General features: G+C 62.3%; 13 protein-coding genes and 1 tRNA gene. 11 read left to right on the top strand and 3 right to left on the bottom strand.

The features are described from left to right. Positions 1-194 precede the first annotated feature (194 nt). Complete coding sequence (locus tag RYL44_RS03390) at positions 195-686, top strand: hypothetical protein (RefSeq protein ID WP_073983257.1); 492 nt, start codon at positions 195-197, stop codon at positions 684-686. A 103-nt stretch (positions 687-789) separates the two neighbouring features. On the opposite strand, the gene RYL44_RS03385 is transcribed toward RYL44_RS03390, so the two are convergent. Both RYL44_RS03385 and RYL44_RS03380 read right to left on the bottom strand, forming a co-directional pair. Further along, positions 790-1,251, bottom strand: a complete 462-nt coding sequence (locus RYL44_RS03385) for a tRNA (cytidine(34)-2'-O)-methyltransferase (RefSeq protein WP_073983258.1) — start codon at positions 1,249-1,251, stop codon at positions 790-792. Between the two features lie 4 nt (positions 1,252-1,255). Further along, a complete protein-coding gene (locus RYL44_RS03380; RefSeq protein WP_073983259.1) occupies positions 1,256-1,783 on the bottom strand; it encodes a YbhB/YbcL family Raf kinase inhibitor-like protein in 528 nt (175 codons plus the stop codon). Between the two features lie 141 nt (positions 1,784-1,924). Between RYL44_RS03380 and RYL44_RS03375 the strand changes: the two genes are divergently transcribed. The 4 genes from RYL44_RS03375 (at position 1,925) to RYL44_RS03360 (ending at position 10,564) form a co-directional block, all read left to right on the top strand. Next, a complete protein-coding gene (locus RYL44_RS03375; RefSeq protein WP_276738608.1) occupies positions 1,925-2,416 on the top strand; it encodes a hypothetical protein in 492 nt (163 codons plus the stop codon). Positions 2,417-2,452: 36 nt separating this feature from the next. After that, complete coding sequence (locus tag RYL44_RS03370; protein ID WP_314770143.1) at positions 2,453-4,003, top strand: DNA polymerase Y family protein; 1,551 nt, start codon at positions 2,453-2,455, stop codon at positions 4,001-4,003. Between the two features lie 37 nt (positions 4,004-4,040). Then, complete coding sequence (locus RYL44_RS03365; RefSeq protein ID WP_314975094.1) at positions 4,041-7,166, top strand: DEAD/DEAH box helicase; 3,126 nt, start codon at positions 4,041-4,043, stop codon at positions 7,164-7,166. 122 nt (positions 7,167-7,288) lie between these two features. Then, positions 7,289-10,564 carry an error-prone DNA polymerase gene (locus RYL44_RS03360; RefSeq protein ID WP_314975093.1) on the top strand — a complete coding sequence of 1,092 codons (3,276 nt, stop codon included), beginning with the start codon at positions 7,289-7,291 and terminating at the stop codon, positions 10,562-10,564. Between the two features lie 4 nt (positions 10,565-10,568). On the opposite strand, the gene RYL44_RS03355 is transcribed toward RYL44_RS03360, so the two are convergent. Continuing rightward, positions 10,569-11,225 (bottom strand): HAD family hydrolase, encoded by a 657-nt coding sequence (locus RYL44_RS03355; RefSeq protein ID WP_084795700.1) that lies wholly within the window; start codon positions 11,223-11,225, stop codon positions 10,569-10,571. Between the two features lie 88 nt (positions 11,226-11,313). Between RYL44_RS03355 and RYL44_RS03350 the strand changes: the two genes are divergently transcribed. From RYL44_RS03350 to RYL44_RS03325, 6 genes are all read left to right on the top strand, one after another. Then, positions 11,314-11,802 carry a MarR family winged helix-turn-helix transcriptional regulator gene (locus RYL44_RS03350; RefSeq protein WP_073983263.1) on the top strand — a complete coding sequence of 163 codons (489 nt, stop codon included), beginning with the start codon at positions 11,314-11,316 and terminating at the stop codon, positions 11,800-11,802. A 78-nt stretch (positions 11,803-11,880) separates the two neighbouring features. After that, positions 11,881-11,967: transfer RNA gene (locus RYL44_RS03345), tRNA-Leu, on the top strand. Between the two features lie 59 nt (positions 11,968-12,026). Beyond that, positions 12,027-12,710, top strand: coding sequence for a DsbA family oxidoreductase (locus RYL44_RS03340; protein ID WP_234968715.1), 684 nt, complete (start codon positions 12,027-12,029; stop codon positions 12,708-12,710). After that, a complete protein-coding gene (locus tag RYL44_RS03335) occupies positions 12,707-13,219 on the top strand; it encodes a nucleoside triphosphate pyrophosphohydrolase family protein (RefSeq protein WP_314975092.1) in 513 nt (170 codons plus the stop codon). The genes RYL44_RS03340 and RYL44_RS03335 overlap by 4 nt, the downstream gene beginning before the upstream one ends. Before the next feature lie 71 nt (positions 13,220-13,290). Then, the gene (locus RYL44_RS03330) at positions 13,291-14,388 is read left to right on the top strand and encodes an NAD(P)/FAD-dependent oxidoreductase (RefSeq protein ID WP_073983265.1); all 1,098 of its coding nucleotides are present in this window, start codon (positions 13,291-13,293) and stop codon (positions 14,386-14,388) included. 33 nt (positions 14,389-14,421) lie between these two features. After that, a partial coding sequence (locus RYL44_RS03325; RefSeq protein ID WP_314975091.1) for a DNA primase occupies positions 14,422-14,611 on the top strand: 190 nt, incomplete at its 3' end.

The following is a 14,611-nucleotide window of genomic DNA, read 5'->3' as shown; positions in this document are numbered from 1 at the left end:
ACGAGCTTAACGCTCAGAATTGTAGATTTCATGACGGGCCTCACGGTCCATATAGGCCTATTGTCCCACGTTTGTGCGGTGATGTCCCACAGGTCGCTGTCTCGACTTGGTGTATCGGGCCACACGCCTCGGTGGGTGTGGCTTGCTCCCTGGAATGCGGTGCGACGCGATGATGTGATCGGTAGGATCGAATCGTGTATGAACAAGACGCGACTAATGGCGGTGACAGTGCGCGCGATCAACGCCCGCCTTCCCTTGGTCTGGGACGTATCATCATTGCCCTGTTTTGGGTGCTTGGCGTCTGGATTTTCGTGACGGCAGTCATTGATCTTTTTCATGGGCAGGATAAGCCGTGGGGTCCCCAGCTTGTTGCGCTCCTCGCAGGCGTTGACTACCTTGTCGCCGCCACGGCTTTGACGCATAACGGCAGGCGTATGCGCATGGTTGGCTGGGTGAGTATCGCGTTGTCGATCGCCGTTCCGATCGTTCTGTGGGTCGCTTCCCTTGGCCTCGACGAGCTGAACTCTGCACGCTCTGCGTGGACCGGCATGGGGGTGGATTTCTACTACATTCCCCTCGTCGTCTCTCTTGTCGGCATTGTGTGGATGTGGCGCTCGAATCCGCGCAGAATCGTCTCGCTCGCCGAGCAGGTCGAACGCCCAAGTCCGCCGTGGAAGACTCATTGACCTGGGCATCGGCTCAGCGATGGTGAGACAGAGCGAGGCCCGGCGGAGCGATTCTACCCGGGCCTCGTTCCTTTCAAGTCTCCGAAAGCGTTGGGGAACTAGGTTAGACTCCGCCCGGGAATCCCAGCTGACGCCAGGCTTCGTACAGGACGATCGAAGCGGAATTGGCCAGGTTGAGAGAGCGTATGCCCTCGCGCATGTGAATACGGATGCGCTTGTTCACGCGCGGATGATTCATGGCTTCCTCGGACAGACCTACCGATTCGCGCCCGAACAGCAGGCCGTCGCCGTCCTGGTAGGCGACATCTGAATACATGGAGTGTGTGTGTCCCGTCAGTGCCCACACGCGTCCCGGAACCTGCGCGAGCGCGTCGTCGAGGTTCTTGTGGACCATGACGTGCGCGAGGTCGTGATAGTCGAGGCCCGCCCGGCGCAGCTTGGCGTCATCCATGTCGAAGCCCAGGGGTTCCACGAGGTGCAGCATGGACCCGGTGCAGGCCGACAGTCGGATCGCGGCCCCCGTGTTACCGGGGATTTCGGGCTCCCAGAAGATGATGTGCAGCATGTTCTCAAGCCTGGTGGGTGACGGTCAGGGTGGCGCGTGCGATCGTGTGCTCGAGCGCGGCGAACGAGGCCATGGCGGGGGTTGCGTCGTCATCCAGTCCCAGGGTGTCCACGTCGAGTGCATGCACCGTGAAGATGTAGCGGTGAGGGCGGTCGCCGACCGGCGGGGCGGCTCCGAAGTAGGAGGCCTCGCCTGCGTCGCCGCGCAGGTGGAACGCGGGGCCATCGAGGGTGAGATCGGATGCGCCCGCGCCTTCGTCCAGGTGTGTCATCGAGGCGGGGATGTCCAGGATCGTCCAGTGCCACCAGCCCGAGGGGATGGGGGCGTCTGGGTCGAAGCAGGTCAGCATGAAGCTGGCTGTCCGCTCGGGGAAGCCTTCCCATGTCAGGTCGGGGGAGAGTGAGCCTGCGCGCGCGGTCGCTGACTCCGGCATGGGTGCGTCGTCGGTGAGTGTGGACGAGGTCAGGGTGAAGCTGGGCAGATCGATGCCCTCGAAGGGAGTGGGGGCCAGGGGGCGAGTATCGATGGTCATGAGTGCTCCTTTTCTCTCCTCTCTATTGTTGCGTATTGTTGCGTATGAGGCGGGCAACGTGCGCTCGGAACGCAGATGTGCGACCGTGCTTCTAGACTTCCCCTATCGAACAGATGTTCTATCTATGTGGCAGGGGGAGAGATGTCCGATGCTCGCGTGCGTTTGCTGAAAGCACGAGAGGCCCTGAGTCGCGCCGAAGATTCTGTTGGTCTGCGTGGTCGGGTCGACATCGAGGTGCCTCGTGCATCGGGTGTGTCCGCACCGGTACTCCTGGGCCCACAGGAAAGGGGACGGCTGATACGGATCCTCATCGACGCGTGCCCGCCAGACGGGTGGATCGGATTGTGTGGTGTGCGTCATGTCGGGTGGGAATGGGCCGCGCGTCAGGGGATGGACTTGGAGCGGGTGCTCGTTCTAAATCCCGACCAGGGAGCGAACATGGGCGAGCTGTGTGCACTCCTGCTCGATGCGTGCGACGTCGTGTGTCTCGACGTCGCAGGATTGACCCGCTTCGAGCAACGTGGCCTGACGGCACGCGCCCGGTCCCTGGGGCGTACCCTCGTGACGCTGCGCGCATGGCCGGGTCTCTCGCGCAGCATGAGAGACGCAGAGCATATGCGTCTGGTGGTTTAGATGCGCTACATGGTGGTGTGGGTGCCCGATTGGCCCGTGAACTGTTTGGTGGTTGACCTGCCACCGGGCGGGAGTGGGGCTGTCGTTCACGCTGATCGTGTCGATGTTGCCAGCGCTGCCGCACGGCGCTGCGGGGTGCGTGCGGGAATGAGTGTGCGTGAGGCAACCTACCTGTGCCCGGAACTGGTGTGTCTGCCGCGTGACCCCGACCGGGAGGCTCGTGCCTTCAGTGCGGTTATTGATGCTTTCGACTCGGTCGCTGCGGGGGTCGAGTGCCTGCGCCCGGGATTGGCCCGGTGCCGGGCGCGTGGTCCAGCACGCTGGGCGGGGGGTGAGGAGCAGGCGGCCTCCCTACTCGTCGAGGCGATTGAAGAGAAAGTGGGCGTTGAGTGCTTCGTTGGGGTCGCTGACGGACCCCTGGCGTCCGTCGAGGCTGCCAGAGCAGGGCGCATTGTGCTCAGCGACGACACGCGTTCCTTCCTGTCGAGCATCGGTGTGACGCGTGCGTTGGCCTGTGTGCCGCCGTCGATGCGGGAACGCGCATCCGGTGCTGTGGAACTCATGGCTGGGTTGGGCATCGTGAGTTGTGCGGATCTGATCGCGCTTGGCCGGGGTCCCGTGTGTGAGCGCTTCGGCGACATCGGCGAGCGCCTGTGGGTACTTGCTTCGGGAGAGGACGTGTCTGTCGCGTCCGCAAAGCGAGTCCTGTCTGACATATCGGTTGGCCGCGACATTGAGAGCGGGGGTGAAAGCATCGATATGATGATGGTCCCCGTGACTCAGGCAGCCGCGGAGCTTGCGCATCATCTCTTTCAGGAGGGACTCGTCTCGTACACGCTGCGTATCGACGTGCAGGACGAGGGAGGAGATGGGCGCAGTCGGACTTGGAGCGGGTGCGACCTATCGAATCCCGCCGACATCGCGTTGCGTGTCCGATGGACCCTGGCTGGGTGGCTGGCAGGTGGCCAGGAACCCTCCGGTCGGGTGTGCTCGTTCTGTCTGACGGCCTGCGACCCACGTTTTGGGGACTCTTCATCGTCCCTGTGGGGGCGTGGACATCGAGAGGGGGATGTATTACGTAGCGCCGTGCGTATTCAGGGGCTGGCGGGGCCGGACTCGCTTCTGGTTCCTCGAGTGCAGGGCGGCTATGATCCGCGCAGCCGCATCGTCATGGCGCGCTGGGGTGATCAGGAGTCGTGTCGCTCTCAAGAGGGGGAGTGGGAGGGAGCCGTGTCTGGTTCGCCGGCCACCCTTTTCGATGAGCCTGTGCCAGTTTCTCTTGCTCCAGAGCGCGGAGCGGGTGGCGACGTGCGCGTCGATCATCGAGGGACGCTGACGGCGTGTCCTGCGTATCTACTGGTGTCCTGTACTCAGGACCGCCTCTTCGATCATTCTCAACGTGATGGGCTACCGGGAATCGGCCAGCGCGCGAAGATTCGTACCGTTGCTGGTCCGTGGCCCGTGAGCGGACGCTGGTGGGCGGGGGAGCATGCCCGTGCCTACATGCGTGTCACACTCGAAGACGGTCAGGTTGTCTTGCTGGTGTGGAGCAAGGGGCAGTGGATGGTAGAGGGAATGGATAGCTGACGGCGACGCGTGCGAGAGTGTGCCGTAGACTGAAAGGATGGTAACTCTCTCCTTGAGCGAGACCCTTGCGTCGATGTCCGATGATGACATCATGGCTCTTGTCGGTCCTGCGACCTGGGCAAACGGGTTGCGCCTCGAGCACGCGGGCGCGGTGCGCGAGTTGTCCTGGAACCAGGACGGCAACCTCCTTGAGGCACGTGTGAAGGAGGCAGGGCTGACCTATCGTGCGTGGATTTCCCAGGGAGCTATCCGCCCCTCACTCAAGTGCGCGTGCGCTCTGCGCACGGATTGTCCGCATGCCGCGGCTGCGTTGATTGCCGGGCGCGCTGAGGCTCTCAAGCGCCAGGAGTCTGTGCCTGAGTGGAGTCGTGTCCTGAAACAGGTGTTGGGCGGTATCCGCGAGCGCAGCGGGGAACCACTTGCCCTTGTCATCGATGCACATGATCCGGCGGTGGAGGCCGCGTTGATTCCGTTGCGCCGGGGATCGTCGTTCGCGTGGACGACGAAGCGCGCATCGTGGCTTGATCTGACGGCGACGCAGTGGGCGTCAGTGACGGATGGGCTTGATCCGACTCATGTGTCGTTGTTGCGTGAGGGGTATCGGCTTTCGCGTGAGTCTCGGTCGTGGCATTCGCGGACGGAGGTGACGCTTAGTTCGTTGGAGGAGCATGCGTATGCGTGGCTGGAGCGCCTTGTGCGCGCAGGGGTGGAACTTTTTGTTTCGGAGGATGGGCGTGAGTCCTTCGTGCTGTCGCATGCGACGTGGGATGCCGATATTGATGTGGTGGCTTCGGAGGCGGGTTTGGAGGTTCGCGTCGTGGCGCGCAACGGGGATCAGGTATTGGCATCCCCGCGTATTGATCGTGAGGCTGGGTTGCTTCTCCTGGATGGGGGGACGCGTGCGGCGCGCATTGAGGGGGTGGATGCGCTGGAGGGTTTTCCACTGGATAGGCCTCTCGTTGTGCCTGCGTCGGATGTGGCGGAGTTTCGTGCGTCGTGGCTACCATCGTTGCGTAGGCGTTTCGTCATGAGTTCATCGGATGGGAGTTTCGATCCTGACGCGAGGCCACAGATGAGGGTCGTGGGCACGGTGCGGCGTGACGGCGGCGGCGTCGTCGTGCGGTGGTGGGTGGAGTACGACGAGGGGGAGTCTCGCTCGCGCGCTCCTCTTGCGCAGGCCTTGGGAGACGAGGCGGTGGCTGGTCTCGTGGGTCGTATCAACGGATGGGGCGCCGCGCTGGGAAGCGACCTGTGGCCGACGTTGCCGACTGTGGGGCGCCTTGATCCGTGGCGTGTGCCAGAGTTCCTCTCGGCCTGTGTGGAGGGTGAGACCGTGGATGGACTCGTTTGGGATGTTGCGCCGGACGTGCGGGCGATCGAAGTCTCGCAGGATGGGATGGGCGTGGAGCTGGCTGTGGACGGTGCCACGTCGGATTGGTTTGACTTGAATGTACGCCTGCGCGTTGGGGATCACTATCTGAGTGTGCGCGAAGCGTTGGAGGCCATTGGGCGTGGGAATGAGTATGTCGAGGTGGAGGGCGTGTGGGTGCGCCTGGATGGTCCTCGTATCCGCGCCTTGCATGCACTGTTGGACGAGGCTCGGGCGTTGACTGGCTGGGAGGGGGAGGGGCTACGCCTGTCGGTTGCGGCGGCTGGCATTGTTGACCTATTCGAGAATCAGGTGGATTCTGTTTCTCTCTCGAAGGCGTGGAGGGAGCGTGTTGCGTCGTTGCGGGGGGAGGGACGTCAAGGGAGTCTCGCACCCGTGTCGGCTTTGGCCAAGGTGTTGCGTCCCTATCAGCGCCAGGGGCACGCCTGGCTAACGTCCCGCTTGTCTGCGGGATTGGGTGGTGTTCTTGCCGATGATATGGGTCTGGGTAAGACCGTGCAGATCTTGTCGGCGATCGCTTCGCTGCGCGCTGCGGGTGGTCAGAAGGGTCCGGTGTTGGTGGTTGCCCCGACCTCGGTTGTAGGCGTGTGGGCGGAGCAGGCCACGAAGTTTACGCCCGGCCTGCGTGTGCGTTGTGTTGGTGAGACAGCCGCGCGCAGGGGGACGACGATCGTGCAGGAGGCTCAGGCCTCGGACATTGTCGTCACTTCCTATACGCTGGCGCGCCTGGAGGCCGATCAGTGGCGCGAGGTGCGTCTCTGTGGCGTCGTCATCGATGAAGCCCAGGCGGTCAAGAACCCGCGAACGGCCACCTATCGCGCGCTGCGCAGCATGGATACACCCTGGTGCCTGGCGGTCAGTGGCACGCCGATCGAAAATTCTCTGGGTGATCTGTGGTCGATTCTGTCTCTGACCTGTCCTGGACTCTTGCCTGCGTGGGATACCTTCACCCAGAAGGTGCGCCGCCCGATCGAGAGCGGCGATGTCGATATGCTCGAGCGCTTGACTTCCTACGTCGCTCCCTTTATTTTACGCCGAACGAAGGAGCAGGTAGCCACTGATTTACCTGACAAAATCGTCGATGTTGTGCGCGTTGAACTGGGGAAGGAACACCGCCGCATCTATGACCAGTACCTGGCTCGTGAGCGGGTTCGTATCCTTGACCTATTGGCTGAACCGGACGCGAATCGCATGAGCGTGTTGGCCTCGATCACGCGGCTGCGTCAGCTGGCACTCGACCCGGCTTTGGTTGAGGATTCCTACGCACACGTGGGATCAGCGAAGGTCGAGTACGTGGCCGATCGTCTTGATGAGATTGTGCCGCTGGGGCATCGAGCTCTGATCTTCAGCCAGTTCACGTCGTTCTTGGCGCGCATCCGACACGTCTTGGAGCGGCGCGGTGTGTCCGTCGTGCAGTTGGACGGATCGACGCGCAACCGTGAGGAGGTTGTTGAGCGTTTCCGCTCTGGTGTGTCCCAGGTCTTCCTCATTTCATTGAAGGCGGGGGGTTCCGGTCTGACACTGACGGAAGCTGACTACGTGTACATCATGGACCCGTGGTGGAATCCTGCGGCTGAGGAACAGGCAATTGACCGTGCCCACCGTATCGGACAGACGAAGAAGGTCAACGTCTATCGACTGGTTGCCGCTGATACGATCGAGGCGAAAGTGGTGGAGCTGCAGGATCGCAAACGCCGCCTCATTTCCTCTGTTATGAACGGAACGGGAAGCGCTCCTCTGAGCGTTGCTGATGTGCGTGGTCTCCTTGGCTAGCGCCAGGAGGGCCGAATTGATGTCGCGTTCGGTGGGGTGATGCGAGGCAGGGCGTGTTCGGGTACTCGGATCATGTTGGTACCCTCCACCACCTTCGAACATATGTTCGATATAATGTGTGGGTGAGTGATGAACCTCGATACGCGGAGCTGCATGCACACAGCGCTTTCACTTTCCTGGAGGGCACCGACGAACCCGCCGACATGGTGGACGAAGCATCGCGCCTGGGTCTTGATGCCCTCGCCGTCCTCGATGTTGATGGCGTATATTCGAGTGTTCAGACGACGATGGCGGCGCGACGTTGCGGGCTGCCGATCGTCTATGGGGCCGAGGTCACTCTCGATCCTTACGCGCTGCGATCTGTTGTCCCCGGCGCTCATGTCCCCGGATGGGGACTCGCGTCAGGCGCGGAAGAACCGGGGGTCAGAGTCCCGATCGTGGCTGCGAGTCCGCTTGGATATGAGAACCTCGTCGGCATGATGAGCGAGCGGGCCCTCGCGCAGGAGGGGGAGCGTGCGCCGCGCATCACCCTCGAGGATGTGAGTGAGGCAGGGGGTGACCTGATTATTTTGACTGGTGGAAGGCGAGGCCCCCTCATGCGAGCCCTGCGAGCAGGCGGGCCTGCGTGGGCGCGACGGGTCACAAGCGCTCTCGCGGAAGCTGCTGGTGGGATGGAGCACGTCCTCGTGGAGTGGCAGGCGGCCTCGGGAGACGCGCCGGAAAGAGGGGACACGCTGGCTGAACTCGCACGATGTGTCGGGGCTAGACTCCTCGCCACCACGGGGGCGCGCATGTCCTCGCCCTCCAAGCAAGCGCTTGGTGACATCCTGACAGCGACCCGTTTGCGTTCCTGCCTAGACGAGGTTGTGGCGCACCTGGGTGCGCATCGTTCTTTCCTGCGATCGCCGCGTGAGATGGCTCGCCTGCACGCCGACCACCCCGAGGCTCTTCTCCATTCGTGCGAGGTCGCCGCGCAGGTGTCCTTCGACCTGAGGATGGTTGCTCCCAGACTGCCGCGGACGAGCGTGCCGCAGGGGTACACGCCTCAGACGTGGCTGGCACACCTAGCCTGGCGAGGTGCCCGCGAGCGTTACGGCACGCGCGACCAATATCCGCGGGCGTGGGAGACGATTGAACGCGAGCTGGGAATCATTGAGCGTCTCGAATTTGCGGGTTATTTCCTGATCGTTAAAGAGATCGTCGACTTTTGCTCCCAGCGCGGCATCCTGTGTCAGGGACGAGGTAGCGCTGCGAATTCGGCCGTGTGCTTTTGCTTGGGGATCACGGCTGTAGACGCGGTGCGTCACAACTTGCTCTTCGACCGTTTTCTCTCGGAGGCGCGCTCAGGGCCACCCGATATTGATGTCGATATTGAGGCGGGCCGACGCGAGGAGGTTATCCAGCATGTCTACGACCGCTACGGGCGTGATCGTGCGGCCCAGGTGGCCAACGTCATCACGTATCGGCCGCGATCAGCCATGCGCGATGCGGCGCGGGCTCTGGGTTATCCGGCGGGCAGCGCGCAGGCCTGGGCGCGGGGTAAGGGTGAGGTTCCGCCTCTGGTTGCCGAAGCAGCACGGGCACTGTCGCGCCTTCCTCGACACATGGGCATCCATTCGGGTGGCATGGTGCTCACCGACCAGCCGGTCTCGCGTATCTGTCCGGTGGGTTGGGCAGCCATGCAGGGACGTACCGTGTTGCAGTGGGATAAGGAAGACTGCGCGGACGCGGGCCTGGTGAAGTTCGACCTGCTCTCTCTTGGGATGCTCACGGCATTGCGCATCGCTTTCGATGAGCTCAGGGGCGGGGAGCGCAGCGCGGAACTCCCGCCCTTGCGTGGATGGGCCTCGCGCATGTTGGTAGGGGACGCAGATCGACCGCTTGGCTTGCACACGCTTCCTCCAGACGATCCGCGCGTCTACGATTTGCTATGTGCGGCAGATACCGTGGGTGTATTTCAGGTGGAGTCGCGCGCACAGATGAACACTCTGCCGCGTTTGAAACCTCGCTGCTTCTACGACATCGTCATCGAGGTTGCTCTCGTGCGCCCGGGCCCCATCCAGGGCCGTGCAGTCAACCCCTTTCTGCGTCGGCGTGCGAGCCGCGAGCCGGTCACTTACCTGCATCCACTGCTCGAACCTGCTCTGCGTCAGACTCTAGGTGTGCCTCTTTTTCAGGAACAACTCATGCGCATTGCCACGGATGCTGCGGGCTTGTCGGGCTCCCGTGCCGATCAGCTGCGGCGTGCGATGGGAGCCAAACGCAGCCCTGAACGTATGGAGGCCCTCAAGGGGGATCTGATGGCTGGGATGGAGGAACGCGGGATCGACGCTTCCACACGTGAACGTATTTTTGAGCAGCTCAAAGGATTCGCGGATTTTGGGTTCCCAGAGTCGCACTCCTTCTCCTTCGCGCACATCGTGTACGCGTCCGCGTGGCTGAAAGTCCACGCGCCCGAACACTTTTACGCCGCGATCCTGGCCGCACAGCCGATGGGCTTCTATACGCCGGCGACGCTGGTACAGGACGCGCGCAGACACGGGGTTGCGGTCTTGGGTCCCTCGGTCAACGAGTCGTTCGTGGACGCGGGCGTGCAACGCACGCCGGTCGGTACGGAGGAGTACCGGGAGGGGCATTCCGATCCGCTTCCATCCCGGCAGAACATACCCTTGGATGTTGACCGGGAGCTGGCGGTGCGCATCGGCCTGTCGTCGGTACGAGGCCTGGGCCGGGCTGCCGAGCGCGTCGTGGCAGCCAGGGGAGCGGGGCCTTTTACGAGTCAGGCAGACCTGGCCGAGCGCGCTCACTTGTCTGCCTTGGACATGGAGCGCCTGGCCATGGCAGGTGCTCTCGAGTGCCTGGGGGTGAGCAGGCGTGGGGGAGCCTGGTCTGCCGGCGCTCTGGCCGCGCCATCGACGCGAGAGGGGCAGTGGCAGCCTTTCTTGCCTGGCACCGAGGTCGGTACCCGCGTCCCCGCACTGGCACCCCTGACCCACGTCGAGCAGATGCGCGCCGACATTGCGGCCACGGGGCTGACCCCCGGGCATCACCCCTTCTCCTATCTGAGGGCGGGTCTGCCGCAGGGCGTCCTGCGTGCTACCGACCTGGGATCCCACCTCGACGGGAGAATCGTCGACGTTGCCGGTCTGCTCACGCACCGCCAGCGACCTCACACGGGAAGGGGTACCGTCTTCTTGTCCCTCGAAGACGATAGCGGGTATGTCAATGTTTCAGTGAGTAAAGGCACCTGGAATAAGTTTCGGCGCGTTGGCCTGGAGTCTGACGCCCTGCTCGTGCGGGGCACTCTTGAGTGGGGTGATGGCGCGATCAATGTGCGAGCGTTTCGCCTCACACCCATTCATCTGCCCATCAAGGTGCGATCGCGTGACTTCCGCTAGTACCTCAGCGAGCAGCTGGCACGAGCAGCGCACGCAGGTCATTGACAGAGTCACACACAGCGTCGGCATCGTCCAGTCCGTCTTCCGTCGCGTAACCCCACCCGACCCCGACCACCGGAATCCCTGCCTCATGACCGCCGCGCACATCCCATATCGAGTCGCCGACGATGACGGGATACGACACGTCGGCACCCTTGGCGCCCAGCCGAGCCACGGCCTCGTGAATGACCGTCGTCTTCGTGGACCCCGGGTCCGGCGTTGCCCCCGCAATGACGTCAAAGGCCTCCGATAGACCCAAGTGCTCCATCTGCGCGATCGCCATGGGCGCCTGTTTCGACGTGGCCGTCGCCATCGGGATTCCAGCGCGATGGAGGTCCCACAGCAGCTCGGGTACCCCGTCAAATGGCTCCGGATCTAAGTAGTGATCCATGTAGCGTTCACGGTACCGTGTCACCAGCTGCGCACGCAGCTTCCCCGAGTATCCCAGGTCACCAAATGCGTACCACAGGGGAGGACCCACATACGTACGAAGCCGCTGATCCTCAGGGATCGGCAGTCCGAAATCTGCCAGCGTCCTTCGAAACGCGCACAGTACGACGGGAGCAGAATCGACAATTGTCCCGTCAACATCGAAAAGAACAGCTGAAATATGTAAAGACACTGAATCCCCCGCGTTGTTGGTGCTTTCTTAGTCACTATGCCCTATTATCCCGAGAGAAGCATCCGACACAACTATGAGAGAGACAGACGTGGAATCACGAGCACGGCTCACGCCGATCGTTCAAGCCAATAGTGCGCGTGCTGCCGCGTGGCGAGTTTTCTTCGAAGCGTCAGGTCGTCTTCAGGGGATCCTTGAAACGCGCTTAAAGCGCACCTACGGCGTTTCCATGCCCGACTACAATATTCTCCTTGCCCTATGGGAAGCACCCGCCCACCGCCTGCGCATGGGTGAACTGGCCGACCGCGTCGTCTACTCCCCGTCGCGCGTCACCTACCTGGTCTCCAACCTTTCTCGCGATGGCTGGGTCGAACGCATTGCGTCCAAGGTTGATCGACGTGGCTATGATGCATGCCTGACCACGCAAGGAATCCAAACTGTGCTTGCTGCCACAGAGTTGCATCAACAGACGGTCAGCGAGTACCTACTGGACGGGATGACGGACAGCGACATTGACGCAATTGCAAGGGTTTTCTCAACCTTGGACTCCCGTCTGAAGGGTGAAAAAGTCGAGTCCTAGTTTCAATTGGCGCACGCCGCCCGCGGTGTGTTAAGCTTCTACTCGCTTGCGGATCGCAGCGGTTCGCATCGCTCACCTGCGCGGGTGGCGGAATAGGCAGACGCGCTAGCTTGAGGTGCTAGTCCTCATTTAACGAGGGTGGGGGTTCAAGTCCCCCTCCGCGCACGACATACCCCGGGGCCGAAAGGCTCCGGGGTTTTCCATATCGCCGAACAGGAGAAACCGTGCGTATTGATATGTGGCTCGACACGTGCGACCCGTGGAGTTACCTGGGACTGCGACACCTGCGCGCGGCCATAGCCAGTTGTGATCACGGCGATAACATCGAGGTCTATCTGCACGCCTACCTGCTCGACCCTGACCTGGAGGTCGCCGCTGAAACGCCGCGCATCGTTGCCCTCGTCGAATCCGGCGCAGCAAGCCTGGACGAGATCCGCGAGGCTGACGAGCGCATGTGCGCGCTCGGTGCCCGCGAAGGCATTCGTTTCAACTTCGACTCCTTGATAATCGCGCCCACGTCGCGTGCGCACCGCGTGATCGCCGCCGCCCACGACGGCGATATTGACGCGTACACGGTCGCCGGGCCGAATTCGCTCCATCTCAAAGTTGCCGAGGCCATCATGCGCGCTCACTTCGAGATGGGTCTGGACGTGTCCAACCCCGAGGTGCTCATCGGCTGCGCTCAGGACATCGGCATGTCCGCTCACTTGGCGGCCCTGGCGCTGGGTGAAGAGGAATGGGCTTCGAAGGTCTATTCCGACTATCAGATGGCGCTGCACATGGGGGTAACAGCCGTCCCCACCTACGTGCTGAACTCTCAGTTCCTCGTTGATGGCCACCAGACCGTCACAGCATTTTCCAACATCCTGGCCACTGCCTGGGATAACGCGAGAAAGGACCGCTCATGAGCGATAAAGACACCCAAGCCTCGGCCCCTACGGCTGCACCCAGCCCAATGGAACTAGTCATGCAGTTCCACCACACCTACTCCGTGCCCATCCGTCCTGTTACAGACCCAACACTGGACTATGAACGCATGACGATGCGTATGAGCCTGATTGCAGAGGAGTTCGCCGAACTCATGGGGGCTGTTTACGGCCCGCGCGCCCGCAAAATTATCGAAACTGCGACGAGGCAGGCGCTGGCGGCTGATGACGGCGAACGTGATCTCATCGAGTCGGCGGACGCCCTTGCTGACTTGGTCTACGTTATCTACGGCATGGCCATCGAGTCTGGCATAGACCTGGACTCAGTCTTGGCTGAGGTGCAGGCATCGAACCTGTCCAAGCTCATGCCTGACGGATCTGTCAAGCTGCGCGAGGATGGCAAGGTTCTCAAGGGGCCCAACTTTTTCCAGCCCAACATTGCGCGCGGACTAGGCCTGACGACAGACAAGAATTCACTCGAAGCGGACTAAAGTCCCTATCGCGCGCATTTGTAGGCGTGAGGTGACACAATAGACGCCGTCCGTTCAAAAGGAGGAATGTCATGGCACGCGTCGCAGTCATCGGCGGAGGATATGGGGGTGTCACGGTCGCCAAGGGACTCGACCCCCTCGCAGACGTTGTCCTCATTGAACAAAAGGACCAGTTCGTCCATCACGCGGCTGCCCTGCGCGCCGCTGTGGATACCGTGTGGGAACATGCGATCTTCATGCCCTACACGAACCTCCTGAACCGCGGCGAGGTCGTGCGCGGAACCGTTTCCGCCGTGAATGGCACCACGGTCCATGTCTTTGGTCACGATCCCATCGAAGCAGACTATGTTGTCTTCGCCACGGGGTCGACTTACCCCTTCCCGGCCAAGTACTCCTCTTACCGTTCCTCCGTGGCCAAGGCTCGTCTCGAGCAGCTACACGAGAATCTTTCGTGCGCCAGGTCCGTCATGATCGTCGGCGGCGGCACCGTCGGCATCGAGCTAACCGGCGAGTTAGCCAACGCCTTTCCGGGTCTGGACATCACGATCGTCGAGGCCACCAATCAGATCCTGGGTACGCCCGGCTACACCGACGCGCTGCGCAGTGAAATCAGCGAGCAGCTAGCCACCCTCGGCGTCCGCGTCGTGACCGGCTCGGAGCTGGCATACCTGCCGCCGCAGAACGTTGGCGATCTCGCACACTTCATGGTTGAGACCAAGAACGGCGATGTCATCGAGGCTGACCTCTGGTTCCAGTGCTACGGAGCGCGCGCCAACACCGGGTTCCTGATCGGCAGCGAGTACGAATCCCTCCTGCACCCCGATGGGACGATTCGCGTTGAACCCACCATGCAGGTAGCGGGGCACTCCACCGTTTACGCCGTCGGTGACCTGACCGACGTGCGCGAATCCAAGCGTGCGGATGCTGCCCGCCAGCAGGCCCGCGTCGTCATCGCGAACATCACCGCACAGATCGAGGGGGAGACCCCCGATGCACATTACGTGCCCACGAAAGAATGGGTCATCCTTCCCCTCGGACCGAATATGGGTGCCTCGCAGCTACTGGACAGCGATGGGCAGACACGCATCCTGGGTGCCGAGCAGACGGCGGAAATCAAGGGCACGGACCTCATGGTGTCCGTTATTCGTTCACAGCTCAACCTGCCCTGAAAGAGTGTGCGGTCTCACGGTAGACTGGTGGTCATGACTGGAGATGCCCGCCGCGCGCTGACGCGCCTGCTGAACGCATTCGAGAACCACTTCGACATCGCACGCGATGGAGACGAGGCCGACGATGCCGCGCTCGAAGCCGCCGAACTGGCGCTGCGCGACGCCTTTTTCACCTACGACGACATCCTCTTCACCCAGCTGGGCGTGGAGCTCCCCTTCGACA

The sequence above is a fragment of the Actinomyces bouchesdurhonensis genome, assembly GCF_963540955.1.
In the GTDB taxonomy this organism is placed as follows: Bacteria; Actinomycetota; Actinomycetes; order Actinomycetales; family Actinomycetaceae; genus Pauljensenia; species Pauljensenia bouchesdurhonensis.
Note: the sequence above shows the minus strand (reverse complement) of the source record. Positions and strands in the feature narration are given on the sequence as shown.

Excerpts from the sequence above, each read along its gene's own strand:
- RYL44_RS03385 (WP_073983258.1), bottom strand. The coding sequence starts at position 1,251 with ATGCTGCACATCATCTTCTGGGAGCCCGAAATCCCCGGTAACACGGGG.
- RYL44_RS03380 (WP_073983259.1), bottom strand. The coding sequence starts at position 1,783 with ATGACCATCGATACTCGCCCCCTGGCCCCCACTCCCTTCGAGGGCATC.
- RYL44_RS03375 (WP_276738608.1), top strand. The coding sequence starts at position 1,925 with ATGTCCGATGCTCGCGTGCGTTTGCTGAAAGCACGAGAGGCCCTGAGT.
- RYL44_RS03365 (WP_314975094.1), top strand. The coding sequence starts at position 4,041 with ATGGTAACTCTCTCCTTGAGCGAGACCCTTGCGTCGATGTCCGATGAT.
- RYL44_RS03335 (WP_314975092.1), top strand. The coding sequence starts at position 12,707 with ATGAGCGATAAAGACACCCAAGCCTCGGCCCCTACGGCTGCACCCAGC.
- RYL44_RS03330 (WP_073983265.1), top strand. The coding sequence starts at position 13,291 with ATGGCACGCGTCGCAGTCATCGGCGGAGGATATGGGGGTGTCACGGTC.